This window comes from Flavobacterium sp. N2270 (assembly GCF_025947225.1).
In the GTDB taxonomy this organism is placed as follows: domain Bacteria; phylum Bacteroidota; class Bacteroidia; order Flavobacteriales; family Flavobacteriaceae; genus Flavobacterium.
This window is the reverse complement of the sequence record NZ_CP110005.1, coordinates 1,127,063-1,151,338: the sequence shown is the minus strand read 5'-3', so window position 1 is coordinate 1,151,338 and position 24,276 is coordinate 1,127,063. Positions and strand designations below refer to the sequence as shown.

Annotated in this window: 19 protein-coding genes and 3 tRNA genes; 13 read left to right on the top strand and 9 right to left on the bottom strand. The window is 31.5% G+C overall.

Annotation, left to right across the window (positions count from 1 at the left end; translation table 11 throughout):
* Window positions 1-14 precede the first annotated feature (14 nt).
* Together pruA and OLM55_RS05280 are read left to right on the top strand one after the other, a co-directional pair.
* Window positions 15-1,640, top strand: a complete 1,626-nt coding sequence (gene pruA / locus OLM55_RS05285; protein ID WP_264560369.1) for an L-glutamate gamma-semialdehyde dehydrogenase — start codon at window positions 15-17, stop codon at window positions 1,638-1,640.
* 175 nt (window positions 1,641-1,815) lie between these two features.
* Window positions 1,816-5,499, top strand: a complete 3,684-nt coding sequence (locus OLM55_RS05280; RefSeq protein ID WP_264560368.1) for a hypothetical protein — start codon at window positions 1,816-1,818, stop codon at window positions 5,497-5,499.
* Between the two features lie 35 nt (window positions 5,500-5,534).
* Here OLM55_RS05280 and rsmG read toward each other — a convergent pair whose 3' ends face one another.
* Window positions 5,535-6,164: a 16S rRNA (guanine(527)-N(7))-methyltransferase RsmG gene (rsmG, locus tag OLM55_RS05275; RefSeq protein WP_264560367.1), complete on the bottom strand. Its 630-nt coding sequence runs from the start codon at window positions 6,162-6,164 to the stop codon at window positions 5,535-5,537.
* A 111-nt stretch (window positions 6,165-6,275) separates the two neighbouring features.
* Between rsmG and OLM55_RS05270 the strand changes: the two genes are divergently transcribed.
* The 4 genes from OLM55_RS05270 to OLM55_RS05255 all read left to right on the top strand — a co-directional run bounded on the left by OLM55_RS05270 (window position 6,276) and on the right by OLM55_RS05255 (window position 10,413).
* Window positions 6,276-7,373 (top strand): fatty acid desaturase family protein, encoded by a 1,098-nt coding sequence (locus tag OLM55_RS05270; RefSeq protein ID WP_264560366.1) that lies wholly within the window; start codon window positions 6,276-6,278, stop codon window positions 7,371-7,373.
* A 21-nt stretch (window positions 7,374-7,394) separates the two neighbouring features.
* Entirely contained in the window at window positions 7,395-8,579 is a 1,185-nt protein-coding gene (locus OLM55_RS05265) for a pyridoxal phosphate-dependent aminotransferase (RefSeq protein WP_264560365.1), read from the top strand.
* A gap of 91 nt (window positions 8,580-8,670) precedes the next feature.
* The gene (gene purT / locus OLM55_RS05260) at window positions 8,671-9,837 is read left to right on the top strand and encodes a formate-dependent phosphoribosylglycinamide formyltransferase (RefSeq protein WP_264560364.1); all 1,167 of its coding nucleotides are present in this window, start codon (window positions 8,671-8,673) and stop codon (window positions 9,835-9,837) included.
* On the top strand, window positions 9,838-10,413 hold the full coding sequence (locus tag OLM55_RS05255) for a Crp/Fnr family transcriptional regulator (protein WP_264560363.1): 576 nt from the start codon (window positions 9,838-9,840) through the stop codon (window positions 10,411-10,413). It abuts the gene before it with no gap.
* A 2-nt stretch (window positions 10,414-10,415) separates the two neighbouring features.
* Here the strand turns inward: OLM55_RS05255 and OLM55_RS05250 are convergent, their stop codons facing one another.
* Entirely contained in the window at window positions 10,416-11,300 is an 885-nt protein-coding gene (locus OLM55_RS05250; protein WP_264560362.1) for a phospholipase A, read from the bottom strand.
* A 156-nt stretch (window positions 11,301-11,456) separates the two neighbouring features.
* Here OLM55_RS05250 and OLM55_RS05245 point away from each other — a divergent pair, with 156 nt between their 5' ends.
* From OLM55_RS05245 to OLM55_RS05230, 4 genes are all read left to right on the top strand, one after another.
* On the top strand, window positions 11,457-12,173 hold the full coding sequence (locus OLM55_RS05245) for a pirin family protein (RefSeq protein ID WP_264560361.1): 717 nt from the start codon (window positions 11,457-11,459) through the stop codon (window positions 12,171-12,173).
* 10 nt (window positions 12,174-12,183) lie between these two features.
* Window positions 12,184-12,714: an NADPH-dependent FMN reductase gene (locus OLM55_RS05240; RefSeq protein ID WP_264560360.1), complete on the top strand. Its 531-nt coding sequence runs from the start codon at window positions 12,184-12,186 to the stop codon at window positions 12,712-12,714.
* Between the two features lie 75 nt (window positions 12,715-12,789).
* The gene (fabD, locus tag OLM55_RS05235) at window positions 12,790-13,665 is read left to right on the top strand and encodes an ACP S-malonyltransferase (protein WP_264560359.1); all 876 of its coding nucleotides are present in this window, start codon (window positions 12,790-12,792) and stop codon (window positions 13,663-13,665) included.
* A 67-nt stretch (window positions 13,666-13,732) separates the two neighbouring features.
* Window positions 13,733-14,410, top strand: a complete 678-nt coding sequence (locus OLM55_RS05230; protein WP_264560358.1) for a peptidoglycan DD-metalloendopeptidase family protein — start codon at window positions 13,733-13,735, stop codon at window positions 14,408-14,410.
* Window positions 14,411-14,444: 34 nt separating this feature from the next.
* On the opposite strand, the gene galE is transcribed toward OLM55_RS05230, so the two are convergent.
* On the bottom strand, window positions 14,445-15,458 hold the full coding sequence (gene galE / locus OLM55_RS05225) for a UDP-glucose 4-epimerase GalE (protein WP_264560357.1): 1,014 nt from the start codon (window positions 15,456-15,458) through the stop codon (window positions 14,445-14,447).
* 49 nt (window positions 15,459-15,507) lie between these two features.
* Window positions 15,508-16,635 (bottom strand): DegT/DnrJ/EryC1/StrS family aminotransferase, encoded by a 1,128-nt coding sequence (locus OLM55_RS05220; RefSeq protein WP_264560356.1) that lies wholly within the window; start codon window positions 16,633-16,635, stop codon window positions 15,508-15,510.
* A gap of 96 nt (window positions 16,636-16,731) precedes the next feature.
* Here OLM55_RS05220 and OLM55_RS05215 point away from each other — a divergent pair, with 96 nt between their 5' ends.
* From OLM55_RS05215 to OLM55_RS05205, 3 genes are all read left to right on the top strand, one after another.
* Window positions 16,732-17,979 carry a 3-deoxy-D-manno-octulosonic acid transferase gene (locus tag OLM55_RS05215; RefSeq protein ID WP_264560355.1) on the top strand — a complete coding sequence of 416 codons (1,248 nt, stop codon included), beginning with the start codon at window positions 16,732-16,734 and terminating at the stop codon, window positions 17,977-17,979.
* 52 nt (window positions 17,980-18,031) lie between these two features.
* On the top strand, window positions 18,032-20,176 hold the full coding sequence (locus tag OLM55_RS05210; RefSeq protein WP_264560354.1) for a S46 family peptidase: 2,145 nt from the start codon (window positions 18,032-18,034) through the stop codon (window positions 20,174-20,176).
* A gap of 160 nt (window positions 20,177-20,336) precedes the next feature.
* A complete protein-coding gene (locus OLM55_RS05205; RefSeq protein ID WP_264560353.1) occupies window positions 20,337-20,549 on the top strand; it encodes a hypothetical protein in 213 nt (70 codons plus the stop codon).
* Window positions 20,550-20,603: 54 nt separating this feature from the next.
* On the opposite strand, the gene OLM55_RS05200 is transcribed toward OLM55_RS05205, so the two are convergent.
* The 5 genes from OLM55_RS05200 to mutS all read right to left on the bottom strand — a co-directional run bounded on the left by OLM55_RS05200 (window position 20,604) and on the right by mutS (window position 24,220).
* Window positions 20,604-20,963: a DUF1508 domain-containing protein gene (locus tag OLM55_RS05200; RefSeq protein WP_264560352.1), complete on the bottom strand. Its 360-nt coding sequence runs from the start codon at window positions 20,961-20,963 to the stop codon at window positions 20,604-20,606.
* A 98-nt stretch (window positions 20,964-21,061) separates the two neighbouring features.
* A tRNA-Leu gene (locus OLM55_RS05195) sits at window positions 21,062-21,147 on the bottom strand.
* A 164-nt stretch (window positions 21,148-21,311) separates the two neighbouring features.
* Window positions 21,312-21,397, bottom strand: a tRNA-Leu gene (locus OLM55_RS05190).
* A gap of 33 nt (window positions 21,398-21,430) precedes the next feature.
* A tRNA-Gly gene (locus OLM55_RS05185) sits at window positions 21,431-21,503 on the bottom strand.
* A 146-nt stretch (window positions 21,504-21,649) separates the two neighbouring features.
* Window positions 21,650-24,220: a DNA mismatch repair protein MutS gene (gene mutS, locus OLM55_RS05180; RefSeq protein WP_264560597.1), complete on the bottom strand. Its 2,571-nt coding sequence runs from the start codon at window positions 24,218-24,220 to the stop codon at window positions 21,650-21,652.
* Window positions 24,221-24,276: the final 56 nt, after the last annotated feature.

Sequence of the window (24,276 nt, the reverse complement as noted above, 5' to 3'; positions counted from 1 at the left end):
TTAAAAATAATATTATGTCAAAAGGATTTTTTAATGTTCCTAAAGCAGTTAATGAGCCTGTAAAATCTTACGCTCCTGGCACACCAGAAAGAGACCGCGTATTAACCGCTTATGATGAAATGTGGAACACAACAATTGACGTCCCATTATATATTGGTTCTGAAGAAATAAGAACTGGAAACACAAGAACAATGTCAGCTCCCCATGACCACCAACATATTGTAGGTACTTATCATTTAGCTGAAAAATCGCATGTTGAAAAAGCAATAAGCAATGCACTTGAATCTAGAACTAAATGGGCAGCAATGTCTTGGGAAAGTAGAGCTGCAATTTTCTTAAAAGCTGCCGAATTAATTGCAGGACCATATCGTGCAAAAATTAATGCGGCAACAATGATTGCGCAATCAAAAACGATTCACCAAGCTGAAATTGACGCTTCTTGTGAGTTAATTGACTTCTTACGTTTTAACGTAGAATATATGACTCAAATTTATAAAGAACAACCTGGTTCTGACTCTACAACATGGAACAGAGTTGAGCACAGACCTTTAGAAGGTTTTGTTTACGCTATTACTCCATTTAACTTTACAGCAATTGCTGCAAACTTACCAGCTAGTGCGGCTATGATGGGTAATGTTGTTGTTTGGAAACCAAGTGACAGTCAAATATTCTCTGCGAAAGTTATTATTGATATTTTTAAAGAAGCTGGAGTACCAGACGGTGTTATTAACGTAATTTACGGTGACCCTGTTATGGTGACTGAAACTGTTTTAGCTAGTCCAGATTTCGCCGGATTACATTTCACAGGATCAACTCATGTATTTAAAGACTTATGGGCAAAAATTGGAGGAAACATTCACAACTATAAAACATATCCAAGAATTGTTGGGGAAACTGGAGGGAAAGACTTTATCGTCGCTCATCCTTCTGCAAATGTAAAACAAGTTGTTACCGGGATTACAAGAGGTGCTTTTGAGTTCCAAGGACAAAAATGTAGTGCAGCTTCAAGAGTTTACATTCCACAAAGTATGTGGCCAGCTGCAAAAGAGCAATTAATTGCAGATGTAAAATCGATGAAAATGGGTTCTCCTGCAGATATGAAAAATTTCATTACAGCTGTAATTCATGAAGGTTCATTTGACAAATTAGCAAGCTATATTGACCAAGCTAAGAAAGATAGTGATGCAGAAATTATTGTTGGAGGAAACTACGATAAATCTAAAGGTTACTTTATTGAACCAACAGTTATCGTAACTACAAATCCAAAATACAAAACTATTGAAACAGAATTATTCGGACCTGTTGTTACTCTATATATATATGAAGATGCTAAATGGGCTGAAACATTAAAACTAGTAGACGAAACTTCTGAATATGCCTTAACTGGAGCTGTATTTAGCGGATGTAGATATGCAATTGAAGAAGCAACTGTTGCTTTACAAAACTGTGCAGGTAATTTTTACATTAATGACAAACCAACTGGAGCCGTTGTAGGTTGTCAGCCATTTGGCGGTGCACGTTCATCAGGAACAAATGATAAAGCAGGTTCTATTTTAAATCTTTTAAGATGGGTTTCTCCAAGAACCATCAAAGAAACTTTTGTAACACCTGAACATTATAGTTACCCTTTCTTAGGATAATTCTTAAAAAAAAACTAAAGCTTGTCATTTCTGACAAGCTTTTTTTTGACTCTTATCGACAATTCTCAACATTTTAACGTTTTTTTTCGAAAAGCATAAAAAAATCATAAAAATTTTATAAATTGTTCAAGAATTTTATATGCATGCATATAAAATTGTAAAATTTAGACTATTTATGAAAAAAATTACAACATTATTAACCATTTTTATTGTAAGTTTTGCGTACGCTCAAAAAAACTCTAACCCAGAGAACATGTTTGAGTTATTAAAAAACTATACAGATACTAAAATATTGTACAATCAAGTTGCACCAATTTCTGAAGCAACTAACATAAAAAAAGAAGGTATTGAGCATTTATACTACATGCAAGTGTATTATGAAATGCAAAGAGCTGATTATTTAAAGCGTCTCCCTGAATTAGAAGTTTTAGAAAAAGAATCTCAACTCGGTATTGCAAAAAAATACGTTCCATTATCTCTATTAATTAGCGAATTCGAGTCAATTAAACCAGAGATAAAAACAAACAATCAACTTCATCTTAATTCAAACAATCAGTACGAGATTACAGATACTTCAATTGATTATTTTGACAAGTACTCTATAGGAATTGCATCACCTTTAATTAACAAGTTCAAAGGGACTAATGTTACTTTTATTTTAGATAGTGACTTTGTTTTTAACACTACTCAAAAAAATATTTCTAAAATTGAAATTAACTTCAATAACGAACAAGGTTGGCAAAGAATAATTGAAAACAAATCTATTACTATTAATTACAACTCTATTGGTAAAAAAACTATAGATTTTAGAATAACACTTACTAATGGAGAAGTTTTTAGACATAGCAACACAATTACTGTTGAAGAAAAAGCTATTCCTTTAAATAGAAATGAAAATATTTCTCAAAGATCACCATCAACAATAACACCATTAACAAGCATAACCTCTTCATTAACATACCAAGGAGTTAATGAAACTTCTGCACATGCTGGAGTAGGTGAATTCCAGATTTACTACGACCATGAAGCAGGTTTATTAGATAAGCCAATTATAATTTTAGATGGTTTTGATCCTGCAGACGGGAGAAATGTTCCAAGCATTTATTCGCTTTTAAATTACGGCTCACCTGTTCAAAACTTAGGGGAATCTGTGAGAAATGAAGGATACGATGTTGTTGTATTAAATTTTCCCATTTACACAAGACCAGACGGCTTAACAAACGTTGACGGAGGTGTAGATTATATACAACGAAATGCGCGAGTATTAATTGAACTAATTAATTATATAAATGCTAATAAAGTTGGAGACCAAGAGTTAGTAATTATTGGACCAAGTATGGGAGGGTTAATTTCAAGAATGGCTTTACGCTATATGGAAATGAACGGAATGGATCACAAAACACGTTTGTGGTTATCTTTTGATTCTCCACATTTAGGAGCAAATGTTCCAATTGGAATGCAACACATGTTCAATTATATAGCTTATGACGGAGATATTTCTGACCTAACAGTTAGAGCAATTGTAGATTCAATGTTAAAAAGTCCAGCTGCAAGACAAATGCTTATCGATCATTTTGAAGGACATTTACAAAGCGGTAGTTTAACCGATTTTAATACTTCAAGCGCTTCATTATTACCAACAGGACATCCAACTCACAGAAACATATTTCAAAACGAATTAAACACTATCGGGTTTCCGCAAAACTGTAGAAACATAGCCATTTCAAATGGTGCAAATAACGGTTCAATGACAGGAACCCCTGGAATGACAGTATTAAACGGGCTAGATGTACCTGATAGTTCTGGTTTCACAAGAGCACTTTTAGATTTAAATTTCACACCTGCAGCTAACGGCAACAGCAGAGTAAGTAGAGTACGGAAACAACTTTGGACTTTTTTTTGGGCTACAATTGGAACTGGTCAAACAAACGCAAGATCTTTTAGCTACACTGCTGGTTTAGATTCTGCGCCGGGAGGAATGTTTGATATAGAAGGATTAGCAGATTCTGCAGGAGACAATCCAACTTTAACCCGTTTTTTAAATGCAATGACTATTAAACGATTTAATTTCATTCCTGCACAAAGTTCATTAGGAATTACGTCAACTAATAACTGGTACTCTAATATAACATCAAGTACTACAACAGCTTTTGACGCATATTATATTCCAACAGCAAACGAATTTCATGTTACATTAACTCCAAACAACGTTGTATTTGCATTTGACGAAATAACAAACCCACAATTGAAATGCACTTCTATTACTACATGGAATGGAACAACATGGAGTAATGGCTTACCAGCAAAAGATAAGCAAGTTGCTTTCTCTGGAAATTACACATCTTCTTCAGATATTGAAGCATGCTCAATCTCTGTAACAGGAACAGCTGTAGTTAATTTTCAATCTGGACACGACATAACAGTAAGAGGAAAAATAACAGTTGCAACAGGAGCAAAATTAGCAATGGCTAACAATGCAAATATTTATCAAATTGAAGAATTAGAAAATACTGGTAATGTTGAAGTAAACAAAACCATATCATTAAAAAGACAAGATTATGTTGGTTGGTCTTCACCAGTTGCAAATCAAAACTTATTATCGTTTTCTCCAGCAACCTTAAGCAATAGGTTTTACCAATATATTCCTACCGGAACAACAACACCAACAGCTTATTCAAGTATAGATCCTTCTACAAATAGTTTTTCTGCAGGTAACGGATATTTAATTCGAGCTGAAAACACAATGCCATCAACAATAACTAGTTGGAATGGAAAATTTACGGGAACGCCTTATAATGGAAGAACAAATATTAACATTATTAATGGAGGAACAGGTTTAGGTTACAATTTAATTGGAAATCCTTATCCTTCTCCTTTAAACATTCAAGAGTTTATTGTTGGAAACACTAATACTATTGATGGTACATTATATTTTTGGACAAACACTAATGCTCCAACGGGTGGAGTATACACTTTAAATAATTTTGCAACGCGAAACCTTACTGGTGGAACTGCAGCAGTAAATGGTTCATTAATTCCTGACACATATGTACAAACAGGACAAGGTTTTTACATCAATTCTTTAGCAACCGGACCAATGTACTTTACAAATAGTATGAGAAATAAAACAAGTAATAATTTATTTGTAAATAGAAATGCTTCAACCGTTAGTCTTAACAACGAAGAGAAACATAGGTTCTGGCTTAATTTATCTGAAACAGACAAATCACACAATCAAGTACTAATTGGTTATACAGAAAATGCAACTAATGATTTTGATTTAGGCTATGATGGTAAACTATTAAACAATGGTTCTAGCTCAATTTATAGTTTATTAAACGATGAAAGTTACGTTATTCAAGCAAAAGGATTACCTTTTACTGATGAAGATATTGTTCCTTTAGGTTTTAAAACAGAGAACGTTGGAACATTTATAATAAGCTTAGGAGATTTTGATGGTTTATTTGAACAAAATCAAACCATCTTCTTGAAAGATAAGAGCAACGGAATTGTTCAAAATTTAAACGAAGGCAATTATACGTTTAATTCAGCAATTGGCGAATTCAATAATAGATTTGAGATTGTATATAAAAATAGTCTTTTGTCAAATTCAGAAAACATATTCAATGATAATTCAGTTCTTGTGTTTGAGAATAACAATATTCTTAATGTAAACAGTTCAAACACAAATATCAAATTAATTAAAGTGTATGACACTTTAGGAAGGTTATTAATAACTCAAAACAACATTAACAACCAAGAACACCAAATAAAAAGCCTTAAAAAAACAAACACTGTTTTATTACTTCAAATTGAAGACATAAATGGAAAAACAGTCAAAAAGAAGGTAATCTTCTAACAAAAAAAGCCCTTTCGAACTGAAAGGGCTTTTTTTTATTTCTTAAATTTAAGTGGTAAATGCACCACTTTTTTTGTTTCGAAAAATTCTTCCTTAAAAAAATCAGAAAGATCGTATTGAGTAGCATTGGGAAAAGAAGCAAGTTCTTCTGTTAAATCGCCGCCTTTTAAATATAAGATTCCATTTTTTAATTCGTGTTTCGATTCTTTCTTTACTTTATCAGCCACCCAATCAACAAAATCAGGCATATTAGTAACGGCTCTACTTACAATAAAATCAAAATTATCTTTTACTAATTCAGCTCGCTTTTGTTCAGCTTTTACATTTTTTAAACCTAATGCAGTAGCCACCTCATTTACCACTTTTATTTTTTTTGCAATTACATCAATTAAATAAAAATCAACCTCAGGATGCATGATGGCCAATGGAATTCCAGGAAAACCACCACCTGTTCCTACATCCATAATTCTAGAACCAGGTTTAAATTCTAATATTTTTACAATTCCTAAAGAATGTAATATATGACGGGTATATAATTCATCTATATCTTTTCTAGAAATTACATTGATTTTTGCATTCCAATCTTCATACAATTTTTGTAAATCTTGAAATTGTTTTATTTGAATCTCAGTCAAATGAGGAAAATAACTTAATAAAAGTTCCATTATTTATAATTTTTAACAAAAGTACTTATTTAGATTAACATTTTATTTGAAAAATTTAGCAAAGCTCAAAAAGAATATTATTACCTTTGAAGCAAATAAATCATTTTGATTATGAATACAAACACCCCTATTTTTTCAAAAAAAGACGACACTAAGTTTTTTAGAACTTTAAATAAAAGAGTTAACGAATATTTCAAAGAGAATAATATTAAAAGAACAGGTAACTGGAAACTATATTTAAAAACAATTATACTTTTTACACTTTTCATAGCTCCATATTTTATTATAATTGCTTCCCCTAAAATTCATTTTGGTATTTTTATTTTATTATCAATCGTTTTAGGTATTGGAATGGCAGGTATTGGGATGAATGTAATGCATGATGGAAATCACGGAGCGTACTCAACAAAAAAATGGGTAAATAAATTTATGGGAGGAAGTATTTATATTCTTGCCGGAAATGTTTACAACTGGCAAGTTCAACACAATGTATTACACCATACATATACAAATATTCCCGGTCATGATGAAGATCTAGATGCAGGTCGTGTAATTCGTTTTACAAAGACAGCAAAATGGGAGAAGTTTCATAAATTTCAACATTATTATTCTATATTTTTATACGGTTTATTGACTTTCAATTGGTCGCTTACTACTGATTTTAAACAAATGGCTTGTTATTTAAAAAGAAAATTATCTTATGGAGAAGCTAAAAGCCCAAAAATCCTTTGGACAACTTTAGTAATTACAAAAATTATTTATTTTTCAGTTTGGCTGGTAATCCCAATGGTGGTAGGAGTAGTATGGTGGAAAGTTTTAATAGGCTTTTTTGTTATGCATTATGTGGCTGGGTTAATATTAAGTGTTGTATTTCAATTAGCACACATTATCGATGAAACAACGAATCCACAACCTTCTGAAAATGGTGAAATTGAAAATACTTGGGCTGTACATCAATTATTTACAACCGTAAATTTTGCTCCAAAAAACTGGCTGGTAAACTGGTACACAGGAGGGTTAAACCACCAAATTGAACACCATATATTCCCAAACATTAGTCACATTCATTATGATAAAATTGCTGAATTTGTAAAACAAACTGCAGCAGAATGTAATTTACCATATCATGAATACAAAACAATGACAAGTGCAGTAATTGCACATTTCAAACATTTAAAAGATTTAGGACAAAAACCACAATTAGCATAAATTCATAACTACAACTGCACAATGAATCCATTATCTGATAGAATTAATAATTTATCTACTTCTCAAACTTTAGCAATGGCTGCTTTAGCAAGAGAATTAAAAGCGCAAGGAAAAGATATTATCAGTCTTAGCTTAGGTGAGCCTGATTTTAATACTCCTGACTTCATTAAAGAAGCTGCAAAAAAAGCAATTGATGAAAACTATAGTACATATACACCAGTTGATGGATATGTAGAACTTAAAGAAGCTATTTGCAAAAAATTTAAAAGAGATAATGATTTAGATTATAAGCCTTCTAATATTGTTGTATCTACTGGAGCAAAACAATCTTTATATAATATTGCGCAAGTAATGCTAAATGAAGGAGACGAAGTTATTCTTCCAGCTCCTTATTGGGTTTCTTATTACGAAATTATTAAACTTTCTGGTGGAGTTCCTGTGGAAGTACCAACTTCAATTGATACCGATTTTAAAATTACAGCAGAACAATTAGAAAAAGCAATTACTCCAAAAACGAAAATGATTTGGTACAGTTCTCCTTGTAACCCAAGTGGTTCAGTTTACAGTAGAGAAGAATTAACTGCTTTAGCTAAAGTATTAGAAAAACATCCAAACATATACGTAGTTTCTGATGAAATCTATGAACATATTAACTTCACTGGAACATTTTGCAGTATTGCATCTATTCCAGGAATGTTAGAAAAAACAATTACTGTTAATGGTGTTGCCAAAGCATTTGCTATGACAGGTTGGAGAATTGGTTACATTGGTGCACCAGAATTTATTGCAAAAGCATGTACAAAAATTCAAGGACAAGTAACTAGTGGAGCAAATTCTATTGCACAACGCGCTACTATTGCCGCTGTTGAAGCAGATCCAAAGGTATTAAATTACATGGTGGAAGCATTTCATAAAAGACGTGATTTAGTCGTTGGATTAATTAAAGAAATTCCAGGATTAAAAATCAACGTTCCAGAAGGCGCATTTTATGTTTTCCCAGATGTTTCATCATTTTTTGGAAAAACCTTAAACGGAACCAAAATTGAAAATGCTACTGATTTCTCAATGTATCTTTTAGCTGAAGCTAATGTAGCTACAGTTACTGGAGAAGCTTTTGGAAATCCAGACTGCATTAGATTCTCTTATGCTACAAGCGAAGAATTATTAGTCGAGGCAATGCGCAGAATAAAACAAGCTTTAGCTTAACAAACATAATGCCTCAAGGAAACTTGGGGCTTTTTTATACAACTATTTTTAGAGTCCTTACCATTTAATTCCCAAAGTAAACAACACAACAATGAACAAAAAAATACTACTATTAGGATCAGGAGAATTAGGAAAAGAATTTGTAATTGCAGCACAACGAATCGGTCAAACGGTTATTGCAGTAGACAGTTATGAAAATGCTCCAGCAATGCAAGTTGCACACGGTTTTGAAGTAATTAACATGCTAGACGGAGCCGAATTAGACAGAATTGTAGCAAAACACAATCCTGATTTTATAGTTCCTGAAATTGAAGCTATTCGCACCGAACGTTTTTATGATTATGAAAAACAAGGAATTACTGTCGTTCCTTCTGCGAAAGCGGCTAATTTCACCATGAATCGAAAAGCTATTCGTGATTTAGCGGCGAAAGATTTAGGTCTACGCACTGCAAATTATCGTTACGCAACAACAGCCGAAGAATTGCAAAAAGCTGTTGAAGTTGTTGGAATACCATGTGTAGTAAAACCTTTGATGAGTTCTTCTGGAAAAGGGCAATCTACTATAAAAACTACTGAAGACATTACAAAAGCTTGGAATTATGCCGTTGAAGGTTCACGTGGTGACGTAGTTGAAGTAATTGTAGAAGCATTTGTGAATTTTCATTCCGAAATAACTTTATTAACCGTTACTCAAAATAATAATCCTACACTGTTTTGCGCACCAATTGGTCACAGACAAGAACGAGGAGATTATCAAGAAAGTTGGCAACCAGCTAGAGTTTCTGATAAAGATTTAGAAGAATCACAAGATATGGCAAAAAAAGTTACAGAAGCACTTGGTGGAGCCGGACTTTTTGGGGTGGAGTTTTTCTTAACTAATGAAGGCGTGTATTTTTCTGAATTATCACCAAGACCTCATGATACTGGAATGGTAACACTCGCAAATACACAAAATTTTAACGAGTTTGAATTGCATTTACGTGCCATTTTAAGTTTACCAATTTCTGAAATTACTTTAGAAAAAAATGGTGCAAGTGCGGTTATATTAGCCTCTGAAAACTCTAATAACCCCACATTTACAGGAGTTGAAAATGTAGCATGCTTACCAAAAACCGATTTTAGATTATTTGGAAAACCAACCTCAAGACCGTACAGAAGAATGGGAGTTGTCTTAACGAACGACAATTTAGAAACTTCTATCGAAGAAATTGTGGAAAGAGCAAAAGAAACTACTAAATTGGTAACTGTTAATTCATAAATGGCATTAATTCTTCAAAATATAGAAAAAATAGTTTCTCTTTCTGATTTGGAAAAGGAAACTATTTTATCTAAAATTGAAATCAAACATTATAAAGCAAAAACAGTTTTATTAAACGCCGGAGAAATTTGTAAACATTCCTATTTTGTAAACTCAGGAATTTTAAGAAGTTTTAATATCAATGATAATATAGTAGAACACGTATTGCAATTTGCTTGTGAAGGTTGGTGGATTGGAGACATGTATAGCCTAATAACCCAAAAACCTGGTAATCTTTATGTTGAAGTAAATGAAGATGCTGAAGTCGTTTTACTCTCTAAAGAAAATCAAGAAGAATTGTTTCAAGAAATTCCAAAACTAGAACGCTTTTTTAGAATTTTAACCGAAAACTCATTGGTTGCAAATCAAGAGCGATTAATGGACAACTTGAGTTTATCGGCTGAAGAACGATTTGAAAAATTCTGTACTAAATATCCAAGTTTAATTCAAAAAGTACCTCAAAAACAAATTGCTTCTTATATTGGTGTAACACCAGAATTTTTTAGCAAAATGAAGGCTAAAATACTCAAAAAATAACATTACCAATTAGCAAAAGACACACCAATTCCGACAGTAGTTTGGCTTACATTGTAATCAATTAATGTTTCTCCATAACCATGAAATGCTTGTAAATGTCCTCTTAAATGTCCATGAATAGGGAAAATATAATTTAACTGTATATTTCCATTTTTAAAAGTACTAAAAGAATGCGACATAATGGTATATACTTCATGTCGGCCAAAATTAGTTCCTATTTCTAATTCTCCGTCACCAATATATCTAGTAATTCCTGGATTTTCATCTTCCGAATCAGGCACACGATACCAAGGCCTAAAATTTACACTCCAATTTTCGTACTCATAACCTATATTTAATATAATTCTATTCCAACTTCTAGAAGTTGGAATATCCTTCCCATTAGATTGATGATTTAAAATAATTCCAAAAGTTCTTAATTTTCCTTTAAAAAAATCAATTTGCAATGGAAAATTTAAAATTATTTCAGGCTCATAATTTAACTCTCTAAATGCTCTAGAAAGCTTTTTATTATAAACTTGCCAATGCGCCTTTTGGGTAAACCCCATCCACAAATCACCAGTTCCAAAAAACATATCTTGGATTAATTTACTTTTAAAGCTAATTTGAAATTTAGCTTCAATATTATTAAAAAGATTATTTTCTTTAACAGCAAAATCTCCACTTTCAGTAAACGGCACTTGGTTACTCTTATTAGACCAACGAGCTGCTGTAAAATAAACAGGTTTATAAGAAACAAAGCGAAAAGTTCCTTTTTTATCAATACTATCTAATTCCCATTTTTGAGACATACTTTTTTTAATAATTATATTATTAAAATCAACTTGTGAAAAAGAAATGTTAGATGAAAAAAATATTATTAGAACTATTGTAGTTAAATATTTCATTTTAAAGTTTTAATACTGCAAATTTAATACTTTCTAAATGGCTTTTATTCAATATAATTAAAAACAAATTATTCATATTTCTTAATCTAGGTTAAGTGCTCTTACCTTACTCATGACGTAAATTTGCATCATAATAATTACTAAATTTATATCATTATGAAAAATTCAGTTATACATAAAGCAAACACAAGAGGAAATGCAAATCACGGTTGGTTAAATGCTTATCATAGTTTTAGCTTTGCGAGTTGGTACAATGCCGAAAGAGTTCAGTTTGGTGCTTTACGTGTTTTAAACGATGATACAATCGCTGCAGGAATGGGTTTTGGAACACATCCTCATGATAATATGGAGATTATTACAATTCCATTAGAAGGCGATTTAGCACATAAAGACAGTATGGGAAATACTGCAACTATAAAAACAGGCGATGTGCAAGTTATGAGTGCCGGAACAGGAATTCAACATTCTGAATTCAATCCAAATCATAATCAACAAACGAAGTTATTCCAAATTTGGTTGTTTCCAAAAACAAGAAATGTAGAACCGCGTTACCAACAAATAACTTTAGACAAATCATTACAAAAAAATAATTTTGCTCAAATATTATCACCAAATTCAAATGATGAAGGTGTTTGGATTCATCAAGATGCTTGGTTTTATTTAAGTGATTTTGACGCTGGTTTTTCTAAAAAACTTTCGCTTCAAAAAGAAGGGAACGGTTTTTATATTATGAATATTGAAGGAGAAATTGAAGTAAATGGTGAAGTTTTGGAAAGAAGAGATGCAATTGGAGTTTGGGAAACTTCTGAAATTGAAATTAAAGCCAACTCTGATTCTAAATTTTTAATAATGGAAATTCCTATGAATCAATAAATACAAAAAAATGACTAAAAAAATAATTGCCTTTGGTGGTTCATCAAGTAGAAACTCAATCAATAAACAACTAGCTACATATGCTGCTCATCAATTTAAAAATGTTGAAATCAAAATTTTAGATTTAAATGATTATGAAATGCCTATTTTTTCTGTAGATAAAGAAAAAGAAAACGGAATACATAATTTGGCAACTGATTTTTATACAAAAATTGGAAGTGCTGATTTATTAATTATTTCTTTGGCAGAACACAATGGTGCTTATTCTTCTGCATTTAAAAATATTTTAGATTGGACTTCAAGAATTAACGGAAAAGTTTTTCAAGGAAAAAAAATGTTATTAATGGCAACTTCTCCTGGTGCTCGTGGTGGACAATCGGTTTTAGACATTGCAAAAGATAGGTTTCCAAGACATGATGCTCATTTAGTTGGCACATTTTCTTTACCAAGTTTTTATGAAAATTTTGACGAAACAAACGGTATTATTAATTCTGATTTAAAAAATGAATTATTGGAAATCGTAAAAACTATTGATTTATAATAAAAATGCTATTTTTGCATTGGTTTCGAGCTTATCTTTTAAACTCATAACCCATTAAACTTTTAAACTTAAATCATGAAAGCATACATATTTCCAGGTCAAGGCGCTCAATTCTCAGGAATGGGTAAAGACTTATATGAAAACTCACCTTTAGCACAAGAATTATTCGAAAAAGCGAATGACATTTTAGGTTTCCGTATTACAGACATAATGTTTGAAGGAACTGCTGAACAATTAAAAGAAACGAAGGTTACACAACCTGCAGTATTTTTACATTCGGTAATTTTAGCAAAAACACTTGGTGAAGATTTTAAACCAGAAATGGTGGCTGGACATTCATTAGGCGAATTTTCTGCTTTAGTTGCTAACGGAGCTTTATCATTTGAAGACGGATTAAAATTAGTTTCTCAACGTGCTTTAGCAATGCAAAAAGCATGTGAAATTAAACCTTCAACAATGGCCGCTGTTTTAAACCTTGACGATAAAATTGTTGAAGATATTTGTGCTTCAATTGATGGTGTTGTGGTTGCTGCAAATTATAACTGTCCAGGTCAATTAGTAATTTCTGGAGAATACAAAGCAGTTGAAGAAGCTTGTGAAAAAATGAAAGAAGCTGGAGCAAAAAGAGCTTTAATTTTACCTGTTGGAGGAGCATTTCATTCACCAATGATGGAACCAGCAAGAGAGGAACTAGCAGCTGCAATTGAAGCAACAACTTTCTCTACTCCAATTTGTCCGGTTTATCAAAACGTAACGGCAACTGCTGTTTCTGATGCTGAAGAAATTAAGAAAAATTTAATCATTCAATTAACTGCTCCGGTAAAATGGACACAATCTGTTCAGCAAATGATTGCTGATGGAGCAACTAGCTTTACAGAAGTTGGACCAGGAAAAGTATTAGTTGGATTGGTTGGAAAAATCAATAAAGAAGCAGAAACATTTTCGGCTTAATCTATACAATTTACAAAAAGCCTCATACATAAAAATATGAGGTTTTTTTTATTTTTACAAATCTCACATGGAAAATATTAAAGCTTTCTTTAACCAACTCAATTGTGCTAAAGTTATCTCAAATGAAATTGACTATTCTAAATATGTTGCTTTAGATCTATCTTCAAATAATTCTGAATTAGGTAAACATAAATTAGAAACAGCTCAAGATTATGAAAAGTTTATTCAAAATCATTTAGATACCAACAATGCGCAAATAGCATATGGTGGTTATAAAGAAACCAGAAATTTATATAAGCGTAGTACTGTTTTTAAAAATGAAGTTTCAGATGAACGTAACATTCATATTGGCTTAGATTTGTGGATTAATGAATCGGCTCCTATTTATGCTGCTTTAGATGGAAAAATTCATAGTTTTCAAAACAATACAGCACTTGGTGATTATGGACCCGTAATTATTTTGGAACATACTTTTGAAAATTTTACTTTCCATACTTTATATGGACATTTAAGTGAAGAGAGCTTGTTTGAAAAAGAAATTGGACAAATTGTAAAAAAAGGAGAACAAATAGGAAATCTTGGTTTACCACCAATTAATGGTGATTACGCACCTCATTTACACTTTCAAATTATTATTGACATGGAAGACAAAAAAGGAGATTATGCAGGCGTTTGTAGTATGAACACTTTGGATTTCTATTCAAAAAATTGCCCTGATCCTAATTGGTTATTGAAAATCTATTAAACAAAAAATGCTTTCAAATTGAAAGCATTTTTAATTATCTTCTAATCTTTTGTTCCCATTTCCAAGCACTTGCTAACGCTTCTTCTAAAGAAGATTGTGCTTTCCAACCAAGAACGTCATTTGCTTTATCTGTATTGGCATAAGCTTCGGTAATATCACCTTCTCTTCTACCCACAATTTTATAGTTTAATTTTTGTTTAGATACTTTTTCAAAAGTATTAATCACTTCTAGAACAGAACTTCCCGTTCCTGTACCAAGATTAAAAGTTTCAACCTTTTCACTATTTTCTTTATTTAACAACCGTTTTAGTGCCACAACATGTGCTTTTGCTAAATCGACTACGTGAATATAATCTCGAATTGCAGTTCCATCTGAGGTAGGATAATCTTTTCCAAAAACAGATAATTCCTTTCTTAATCCCATTGCAGTTTGTGTTATAAATGGAACTAGATTTTGTGGTGTTCCAATAGGTAATTCACCAATTTCAGCAGAAGAATGTGCTCCAATAGGATTAAAATAACGTAATAAAATTGAATTTACATTGGTAACTTTAGCTACATCTGTAATAATTTCTTCCCCTATTTGCTTGGTGTTCCCATATGGAGAAATAGCGGTTTGCACAGGTGCATCTTCAGTTATTGGCATTTTTTCGGCTTGACCGTAAACTGTACAAGATGAACTGAAAATAAAATGAGCTTGAGGTAATTTTGTTAATTCTTGTAAAAGATAAACTAATGAATTAATGTTATTCTCATAGTACAACAAAGGATTTTCAACACTTTCACCAACAGCTTTTGAAGCAGCAAAATGAATCACTCCAACAACATCGTTATGTCTTGAAAAAAAATCCTGAACCATAGATTTCTCACGTAAATCTAACTTTTCAAAAATTGGTTTTTTTCCAGTAATGTTAAAAATTCCTTCTAAAACATCAATAGAAGAATTGGATAAATTGTCAATAGCTATTACTTCAAAACCTTCATTTTGTAATTCTACTACTGTGTGCGAACCTATAAAACCTAATCCTCCTGTTACTAGTATTTTCATTTTTTTAGTTTTTCGATTATTTGATTATTCGAACAATCTAAAAATCGAATTAAACAAATTCTAAAACAGAATCTGTAATAAATTTAATTTGTTCATCATCTAATTCAGTATGCATTGGTAATGCAATAACTTCTTTACATAATTGATTTGTTACTGGAAAATCTGCTTCATTATATCTTGTGTCAGCGTATGCTTTTTGACTGTGCAATGGAATTGGATAATAAATAGCGCAAGGAATTTCTTTACTTTGTAAATGAGCTAATAAACCATCACGTTTTCCATTTGTAATTCGAATTACATATTGATGAAAAACATGACAATCGCAAGCTTCACAAATTGTTGGCGCAACAATATTAGGGTTTACACCTAAAGCTGTTGAATATTTTCTAGCAGCATCTTGACGCGCTTTATTATATTCATCTAAACGAGATAATTTTGCTTTTAAAACTCCAGCTTGTATACTGTCTAAACGCGAATTTACCCCAACAACATCATGATGATATCTTTCATACATTCCGTGGTTTACAATTCCTCTTAATGTATGTGCTAATTTATCGTCATTTGTAAAGATTGCTCCACCATCTCCATAACAACCCAAGTTTTTAGACGGAAAGAATGAAGTTGCACCTACATGACCGATAGTTCCAACTTTAGTTTTTGAACCGTCTTTTGAAGTATAGTCCGCTCCAATGGCTTGTGCGTTATCTTCAATTACATATAGATTGTGCTCTTTAGCAATTTCCATAATTGCATCCATATTCGCAGCACGTCCAAACAAGTGAACAGGAACAATTGCTTTCGTTTTTGGAGTAATTGCTTTTTTAATTGCTTCAAGCGAAATGTTCATATTATTCATATCAACATCTACTAAAACAGGAGTCAATTGTAATAAAGCAATTACTTCAACAGTTGCTGCAAAAGTAAAATCGGCAGTAATTACTTCATCGCCAGGTTGTAAATCCAAACCCATCATTGCAATTTGTAAAGCATCGGTACCATTAGCACAAGGTATTACATGCTTAACCCCTAAATATTTTTCTAAATCGGCCTGAAATTGATGAACTAAAGGTCCGTTTATATATGTATTTGTATCTAAAACTTCTTGAATTGAAGCATTCACTTCGTCTTTTATTTTTTCGTATTGACTTTTTAGGTCAACCATTTGTAGTTTTCTCATTTGAATAAAATTAAGTAGAACAAAAGTAAGAAATTATGCTGTATAATTTAATAATCACCAAAAGAAACGTATTTTTAACTCCTCAAAAAAAAGGAAATGTTTTTCATCTACAATATTATATCAATTATTGCTTCTCAAATAGTAAAAATTTTGGCATTTTTTAGCCCAAAAATGAAACTTTTTGTTGACGGAAGAAAAGATGTTTTTTCGACTTTACAAAGTAAAATTAGTCCAACTGATAAAACCATTTGGTTTCATGCTGCTTCATTAGGTGAATACGAACAAGGCTTACCTGTGATTGAAAAGGTTAAAATTAAATATCCTTCTCATAAAATAATTGTCACTTTCTTTTCTCCTTCTGGATATGAAGTTCGAAAAAACAATACGGTTGCTGATGTTACCGTTTACTTGCCTTTAGACACAAAATCAAATGCAAAAGAATTCATTAAATTAGCACATCCAGAAATGGTTTTTTTTATTAAATATGAATTTTGGCCTAATTATTTGAACGAATTAAAAAAACAAGAAATAAAAACCTATTTAATTTCAGGAATTTTTAGAGAAAATCAAATGTTTTTTAAATGGTATGGTTCGTTTTACAGAAACGCTTTAAAAACTTTTGATTATTTTTTTGTTCAGAATGAAAAATCAAAAAAACTCATTCAAAGTATTGGTTTTACCAATGTGAAGATTTCTGGTGACACTCGTTTTGACAGAGTTGTTGCTATTTTAGAACGAGATAATTCATTAGACTTTATTGAAGAATTTAAAGACAATAAAACAACTATCGTTATAGGAAGTTCTTGGCCAAAAGACGAAAGTTTATTAATTGATTACATTAATAATTCTTCTGAAAATGTGAAATTTATTATTGCACCGCATAATATTAAACAGGAGCAGATTGACTCACTTTATAAACAAATTAAAATAAGTAAATTCAAATATTCTGATTATTCTATAGAAACATTAAGAAAACCAAATTTAAAAAACTATCAAGTTTTCATCATAGACACCATTGGTATTTTAACCAAAATATATTCGTATGGAGACATTGCTTATGTTGGTGGTGGATTTGGAAATCCTGGTGTTCATAATATTTTAGAACCAGCCACTTTTGGTTTACCAATTGTTATTGGGCCAAATTATTCCCATTTTGCGGAAGCTACAGCTTTAGTCAATATAGAAGGCTGTATTTCTATTCAAAATCAGACACAATTAAATGAAGCTTTTAATTTATTGCTTCAAAATGAAGACGAGCGAATTGAAAAAGGACATATTTGCAGCACTTTTGTTCAAATGAATAAAGGAGCAACTGACAAAATAATAAATCATCTTAATCATTAAATAAACATACAATTTTTAAGTAAATTGCACACTTTATAAAACCTTTAAACTTATGAGAATTTTAAAATTATTTATTATCCTATTTGTTGTTCAATTACATGCTCAGCAAGGAGGAATGTGGATTCCAAGCATGCTAAAAGGCATGAATGAAAGCGAAATGACAGCTTTAGGAATGAAAATGACAGCTCAAGATATTTATGACGCAAACAACTCTAGTCTTAAAGACGCAATAGTTCATTTTGACGGTGGTTGTACTTCAGAATTAATTTCTTCTAAAGGACTTATGCTAACTAATCATCATTGTGGTTATGGAGAAATTCAAAGTCATTCTACTGTGGAGCACGATTACTTACAAGATGGATTTTGGGCAAAAGATTTAAATTCTGAGTTAGCAAACCCAGGAATGGTTGCTACTCTAATTGTAAGTATTCATGACGTTACCAATACGGTTTTAGAAGGTGTTTCACAAATTTCATCAGAGAATGAAAAACAAAAGAAAATAGCCGATAATATCAGTAGATTACAAACTTCATTCCCTAAAGAGTCTTGGCAAGAAAACAAGATTAAAACTTTTTACGAAGGAAATCAATACATACTATTTGTTACCGAAACGTTTAAAGATATTCGTTTAGTTGGAGCTCCACCAAGTTCAATTGGTAAGTTTGGTTCTGATACAGACAATTGGGTTTGGCCAAGACATACTGGTGATTTTTCTTTATTTAGAATTTATGCTAATAAAGACAATAAACCTGCTGAGTATTCAAAAGATAACGTTCCTTATACGCCAAAACACTTTTTACCTATTTCATTAGATGGGGTTGCTGAAAATGATTTTACAATGGTTTTTGGTTTCCCTGGAAGAACACAAGAATATTTACCATCATTTGCAGTTGAACAAATTGTTAATACATTAAATCCAGCAAAAATTGAATTAAGAGATGCCGCTTTAAAAGTACAAGATGGTTTCATGAGAAAAGACCAAACTATCAAAATTCAATATGCATCAAAATTTGCAAGTGTTGCAAATTATTGGAAAAAATGGATTGGGGAAAGCCAAGGTTTAAAAAAATCTAATGCAATTCAAATCAAACAAAATTTTGAAGAAGAATTCCAAAAAAGAGTAATAAAAAACAATAAAAAAAATGAATACGGTTCTTTACTTGCTGATTTTGAAAAAAATTACAAAGCAATTAATGATTATTCATTAGCTAGAGATTATTTTATAGAAACCGTTTTAAGAAACACCGAATTATTAAGTGTTGGATTTCGTTTATACCAATTAGAGCAAGTATATTCTACTAAAGGAGAACAATCTTTTAACGATAGAAAAGACAATACTATTAAAAGTTTAGAAAGTTTCTATAAAGATTTTAATGCCAGTGTAGATGAAAAAGTTTTTGAAAAACTAATTGCTCTTTACGGACAAAAATCGCCATTAGTCCCAGCTGATTTAAAAACAATGAATTACAGTAAAACTACGGCAGACATATATACTAAATCTAAATTAACTTCATACGAAGGATTAAAAACTTTATTAAAAGGAGATTCAAAAACTATTTTGAAAAACTTAAATAAAGATTTAGGTTACCAATTGGTAAAAAAATTAGCTGATAACTATTACAAAAACATTGCCCCAAAATACGATGAGTTAAATTTAGAAACCGGAGCATTACAAAGAAACTACATGAAAGCTCAATTAGAGTTGTTTCCAGAAGGAAGATACTTTCCAGATGCAAATAGTACTTTGAGAATTACTTACGGTCAAGTAAAAGGGTATAGCCCAAATGACGCGGTTTATTATGAGCCTGTGACTCATTTAGAAGGTGTAATGGAAAAATATATTCCTGGTGATTATGAATTTGATGTTCCTGCTAAATTGATTGATTTGATAAAAAATAAAGATTATGGTCAATATGCTGAAAACGGTAAAATGCCAGTATGTTTTATAGCTACAAATCATACAACAGGAGGGAACTCTGGAAGCCCTGCAATTGATGCAAAAGGAAACTTAATTGGTCTAAATTTTGACCGTGTTTGGGAAGGAACAATGAGCGACATACATTATGATCCTTCAATTTGTAGAAACATAATGGTTGATGTAAGATATGTCTTATTTATCATTGACAAATATGCAGGTGCAAAACACTTAATTGAAGAAATGGAACTAGTGCACCCAAAAACAAAGATAAACAAGTAATATATTAAAAGCCTTCTAAAGCCACGTATCATAAAGCATTGATAATGAAATTAAAAGGCCTTAAAAAAAAAATAAAAAAAAAAGTGTAAAATTATTTTGCCGTGTCAAAAAATTTATATCTTTGCTAAGAATTAATAATTAACCTTTTATAATTTTTAAGATGAAAAAAGTTGTTTTAAGCATGGCGTTAGTAGCTATGATGTTCGTATCTTGTAAAGAAGCTGAAGCTAACACTGAAGCTGTTGAAGAAACTGCTGTTGAAGCTGTTGAAGCTGTTGAAGAAACTGCTGTTGAAGTAGTTGATTCTGCTGCTGCTGTTGCTACTGAAGCTGTTGAGGCAGTTAAAGAAGAAGCTGCTCCTGCTGCTCACTAATAGTTAACGCTATCAAAAAAAATAAAGCTCCACTTAGTGGGGCTTTTTTTTATACTATAATTCACCTGAATCATTAAAAATATCAATATCCGCTGAAAAATCTAATATTTCAGCCATAGGTGTATATTTTAAAATTTCATTTATACTTTTTTCCAACATCAACTGAGTTGAAAACTTTCTACTTACAGCTAATTCCTTCTCATCCAAAACAAGCCTAAAGAAAAACTTTCCTCTACCTGATTTAAATTTTAAAAATACTACTCTTTCTAACGATTCTTGTAAATAATTTATCTGCTCTTCACACTCAAAACGTAATTCAAAATTATTACTTGTAAAAATAGTCTTTCCTTTTCTAGAGGTAAGCTCGTACTTGTACATATCATTTAAACGTTTTGTAATTACAAATGTTGCCATATTTTATTTAAAACTATAAAGTAGTGTTAGAATTTAAATATATTTAAAACTAGAAATATATAAATAAAAAAAGCTTCAAACAAAGTTTGAAGCTTTAGTACTCAAGGCGGGACTTGAACCCGCACGGGTATTACTACCCACTGGATTTTAAGTCCAGCGTGTCTACCAATTCCACCACTCAAGCAAGTATTTTTAAAAGGTAGTTTTTTTTTCAATAATAAGAGATAAAGAAGTACCTAACCTTATCCCTGATTGCGAGTGCAAATATAATTATTTTAATTAAACCCACAAACTATTTAAACATTAATTTAAACAAAAAAAGCTCCAAATAAAATTTGAAGCTTTTAGTACTCAAGGCGGGACTTGAACCCGCACGGGTATTACTACCCACTGGATTTTAAGTCCAGCGTGTCTACCAATTCCACCACTCAAGCATTTGGTTTAAAAAAAACCTTGGTACAGTATTGAGCGAAAAACGGGGCTCGAACCCGCGACCTCGACCTTGGCAAGGTCGCGCTCTACCAGCTGAGCTATTTTCGCGTAATATATTTTTAAGAACTTTTACAATTAGATTATCTCTTATTGCGGATGCAAATATAACACCTATTTTATTTTTTACAAGTGCTTTTTACAAAAAAAATAAAAGTTTTTTTCAACCTTTTGATAACTAATCTTTTATTTAAAATTTATTTCTTTACCAACATGCGTTTTATCTCATTTAGCTTCATTAGAGCCTCTACAGGAGTCAATGTATTAATATCAATATTCATTATTTCTTCCTTAATTTCTTCTAATAAAGGATCATCTAAATTAAAAAAACTCAATTGTAATTCTTCTTCCGTTTTTATACCAGGACCACTTAAATTCTCACCAGAATGATCTTTTTCTAACTTTTTTAATATTTTTTGTGCCTTTTGAATTACTGTTTGTGGCATTCCAGCCATTTTAGCAACATGAATACCAAAACTATGAGCACTTCCGCCTTTTACCAATTTACGAATAAACAACACTGTATCTTTTAGCTCCTTTACAGAAACATTATAATTTTGAATTCGGTCAAACAAAACTTCCATTTCATTTAATTCATGGTAGTGTGTTGCAAATAAAGTTTTTGGTTTATTTGGATGTTCATGTAAATATTCGGCAATAGCCCAAGCAATTGAAATTCCGTCGTAAGTTGAAGTTCCTCTTCCAATTTCATCTAACAACACCAAACTACTTTCTGAAATATTATTCAAAATAGAAGCAGTTTCATTCATTTCGACCATAAACGTAGATTCTCCCATAGAAATATTATCGCTCGCCCCTACTCTAGTGAAAATTTTATCTACAATTCCCATTCTAACAGCGTCTGCAGGAACAAAACTTCCCATTTGAGCCAAGAGTACAATTAAAGCAGTTTGACGCAAAATAGCCGATTTACCCGACATATTTGGTCCGGTAATCATAATCATTTGTTGGGTTTCTCTATCTAAAAACACATTGTTTGAAATATAAGGAACTCCAATTGGCAGTTGTTTTTCAATTACTGGATGGCGACCTTCTGTAATTTCTAAATCAAAACCATCAACAATTTCTGGTCGTGAGTAGTTATTTTCAATTGCTAATTGTGTAAACGAATTTAAACAATCTAATTGTGCTATTAAGTTGGCATTTAATTGAACCGGTTTAATGTAAGTACCCATCCAATTGACCAATTGCTCAAACAACTGCCCTTCTAATTGTTGAATTTTTTCTTCCGCCCCTAAAATTTTAGATTCGTATTCCTTTAATTCTTCAGTAATATATCGCTCGGCATTTACCAATGTTTGCTTACGAATCCAATCTTCAGGAACTTTATCTTTATGTGTATTTCTAACTTCTATATAATAACCAAAAACATTATTGAAAGCGACTTTTAAAGATGTTATTCCCGTTTTTTCGCTCTCTCTTTGTTCTAAATCTTCTAAAAATCCTTTTCCTTTAGACGAAATAGCGCGTAAATCATCTAATTCTTCATTAACACCTGTAGCAATTGCATTTCCTTTACTAATAGCAACTGGTGCATCTTGATTTAAAGTAGTTGAGATTTTCTCTCGAAGTAAATCGCAAGCATGTAAACTATCGCCAATAACTTTTAATGATTCATTTTTACTTGCTAAAGCCAATGTTTTGATTGGAATAATCGCATCTAAAGAATCTTTTAAATAAATGATTTCTCTTGGCGAAATTTTCCCAGTTGCCACTTTTGAAATCAAACGTTCCAAATCGGAAATCTGTTTGATTTGATATTGTATTTTTTGTAAATCTTCTTTATTTTCTTTCAAATAAGAAACAACTTCATGACGGCTTTTAATTCGTGTTGCATCTTTTAAAGGTAAAGCCAACCAACGTTTCAATAAACGCGAACCCATTGGCGAAAGCGTTTTATCAATTACATCTAAAAGAGTAACAGCGTTTAGATTAGTAGAATGATACAATTCCAAATTTCGAATCGTAAATCGGTCCATCCAAACGTATGCATCTTCCGCAATACGCTGAATATTTGTAATGTGTTGAATTTTATTATGTTGAGTTTCCGATAAATAATACAAAATGGCTCCCGAAGCAATAACACCATCTTGCAAATCTTCAATTCCGAAACCTTTTAACGAAACCGTTTGAAAATGTTGGGTTAAACTTTCAAAAGCATAATCTTCTTTAAAAACCCAATCTTCTAGATAAAACGTATGGAAATCTTCTCCAAAAACTTCTTTGAACTGAACTCTATTCTGTTTTGGAATTAAAACCTCACTTGGATTGAAATTTTGTAATAATTTATCAATATATTCTTCATTTCCTTGTGCTGTTAAAAATTCGCCTGTAGAAACATCTAAAAATGAAATTCCCAGATTTTTTTTACCAAATGAAACGGAAGCTAAGAAATTATTAGATTTAGAATTTAAAACCTCATCATTCATAGAAACTCCAGGCGTAATTAATTCGGTCACACCACGTTTCACAATGGTTTTGGTCATTTTAGGATCTTCAAGTTGGTCGCAAATAGCTACTCGAAGTCCGGCTTTGACCAATTTAGGCAAATAAGTATTAATAGAATGGTGAGGAAAACCCGCCAAAGCAGTTTCACTATCCGAACCAGCGCCACGTTTGGTTAATGTAATTCCTAAAATTTTAGCTGCACGAATAGCATCTTCTCCAAAAGTTTCATAAAAATCGCCAACCCTAAACAACAAACAAGCATCAGGATATTTTGCTTTAATACCGTTGTATTGCTTCATTAATGGAGTTTCTTTTTTTTCTTTTGGTGTTGCTGCTTTTTTCGCCACAATTCTAT

What these genes read in the sequence shown, in the direction of transcription:
- pruA (WP_264560369.1), top strand. Translation starts at nt 15, where the DNA reads ATGTCAAAAGGATTTTTTAATGTTCCTAAAGCAGTTAATGAGCCTGTA.
- OLM55_RS05280 (WP_264560368.1), top strand. Translation starts at nt 1,816, where the DNA reads ATGAAAAAAATTACAACATTATTAACCATTTTTATTGTAAGTTTTGCG.
- rsmG (WP_264560367.1), bottom strand. Translation starts at nt 6,164, where the DNA reads ATGGAACTTTTATTAAGTTATTTTCCTCATTTGACTGAGATTCAAATA.
- OLM55_RS05270 (WP_264560366.1), top strand. Translation starts at nt 6,276, where the DNA reads ATGAATACAAACACCCCTATTTTTTCAAAAAAAGACGACACTAAGTTT.
- OLM55_RS05265 (WP_264560365.1), top strand. Translation starts at nt 7,395, where the DNA reads ATGAATCCATTATCTGATAGAATTAATAATTTATCTACTTCTCAAACT.
- purT (WP_264560364.1), top strand. Translation starts at nt 8,671, where the DNA reads ATGAACAAAAAAATACTACTATTAGGATCAGGAGAATTAGGAAAAGAA.
- OLM55_RS05255 (WP_264560363.1), top strand. Translation starts at nt 9,838, where the DNA reads ATGGCATTAATTCTTCAAAATATAGAAAAAATAGTTTCTCTTTCTGAT.
- OLM55_RS05250 (WP_264560362.1), bottom strand. Translation starts at nt 11,300, where the DNA reads ATGAAATATTTAACTACAATAGTTCTAATAATATTTTTTTCATCTAAC.
- OLM55_RS05245 (WP_264560361.1), top strand. Translation starts at nt 11,457, where the DNA reads ATGAAAAATTCAGTTATACATAAAGCAAACACAAGAGGAAATGCAAAT.
- OLM55_RS05240 (WP_264560360.1), top strand. Translation starts at nt 12,184, where the DNA reads ATGACTAAAAAAATAATTGCCTTTGGTGGTTCATCAAGTAGAAACTCA.
- fabD (WP_264560359.1), top strand. Translation starts at nt 12,790, where the DNA reads ATGAAAGCATACATATTTCCAGGTCAAGGCGCTCAATTCTCAGGAATG.
- OLM55_RS05230 (WP_264560358.1), top strand. Translation starts at nt 13,733, where the DNA reads ATGGAAAATATTAAAGCTTTCTTTAACCAACTCAATTGTGCTAAAGTT.
- galE (WP_264560357.1), bottom strand. Translation starts at nt 15,458, where the DNA reads ATGAAAATACTAGTAACAGGAGGATTAGGTTTTATAGGTTCGCACACA.
- OLM55_RS05220 (WP_264560356.1), bottom strand. Translation starts at nt 16,635, where the DNA reads ATGAGAAAACTACAAATGGTTGACCTAAAAAGTCAATACGAAAAAATA.
- OLM55_RS05215 (WP_264560355.1), top strand. Translation starts at nt 16,732, where the DNA reads ATGTTTTTCATCTACAATATTATATCAATTATTGCTTCTCAAATAGTA.
- OLM55_RS05210 (WP_264560354.1), top strand. Translation starts at nt 18,032, where the DNA reads ATGAGAATTTTAAAATTATTTATTATCCTATTTGTTGTTCAATTACAT.
- OLM55_RS05205 (WP_264560353.1), top strand. Translation starts at nt 20,337, where the DNA reads ATGAAAAAAGTTGTTTTAAGCATGGCGTTAGTAGCTATGATGTTCGTA.
- OLM55_RS05200 (WP_264560352.1), bottom strand. Translation starts at nt 20,963, where the DNA reads ATGGCAACATTTGTAATTACAAAACGTTTAAATGATATGTACAAGTAC.
- mutS (WP_264560597.1), bottom strand. Translation starts at nt 24,220, where the DNA reads ATGAAGCAATACAACGGTATTAAAGCAAAATATCCTGATGCTTGTTTG.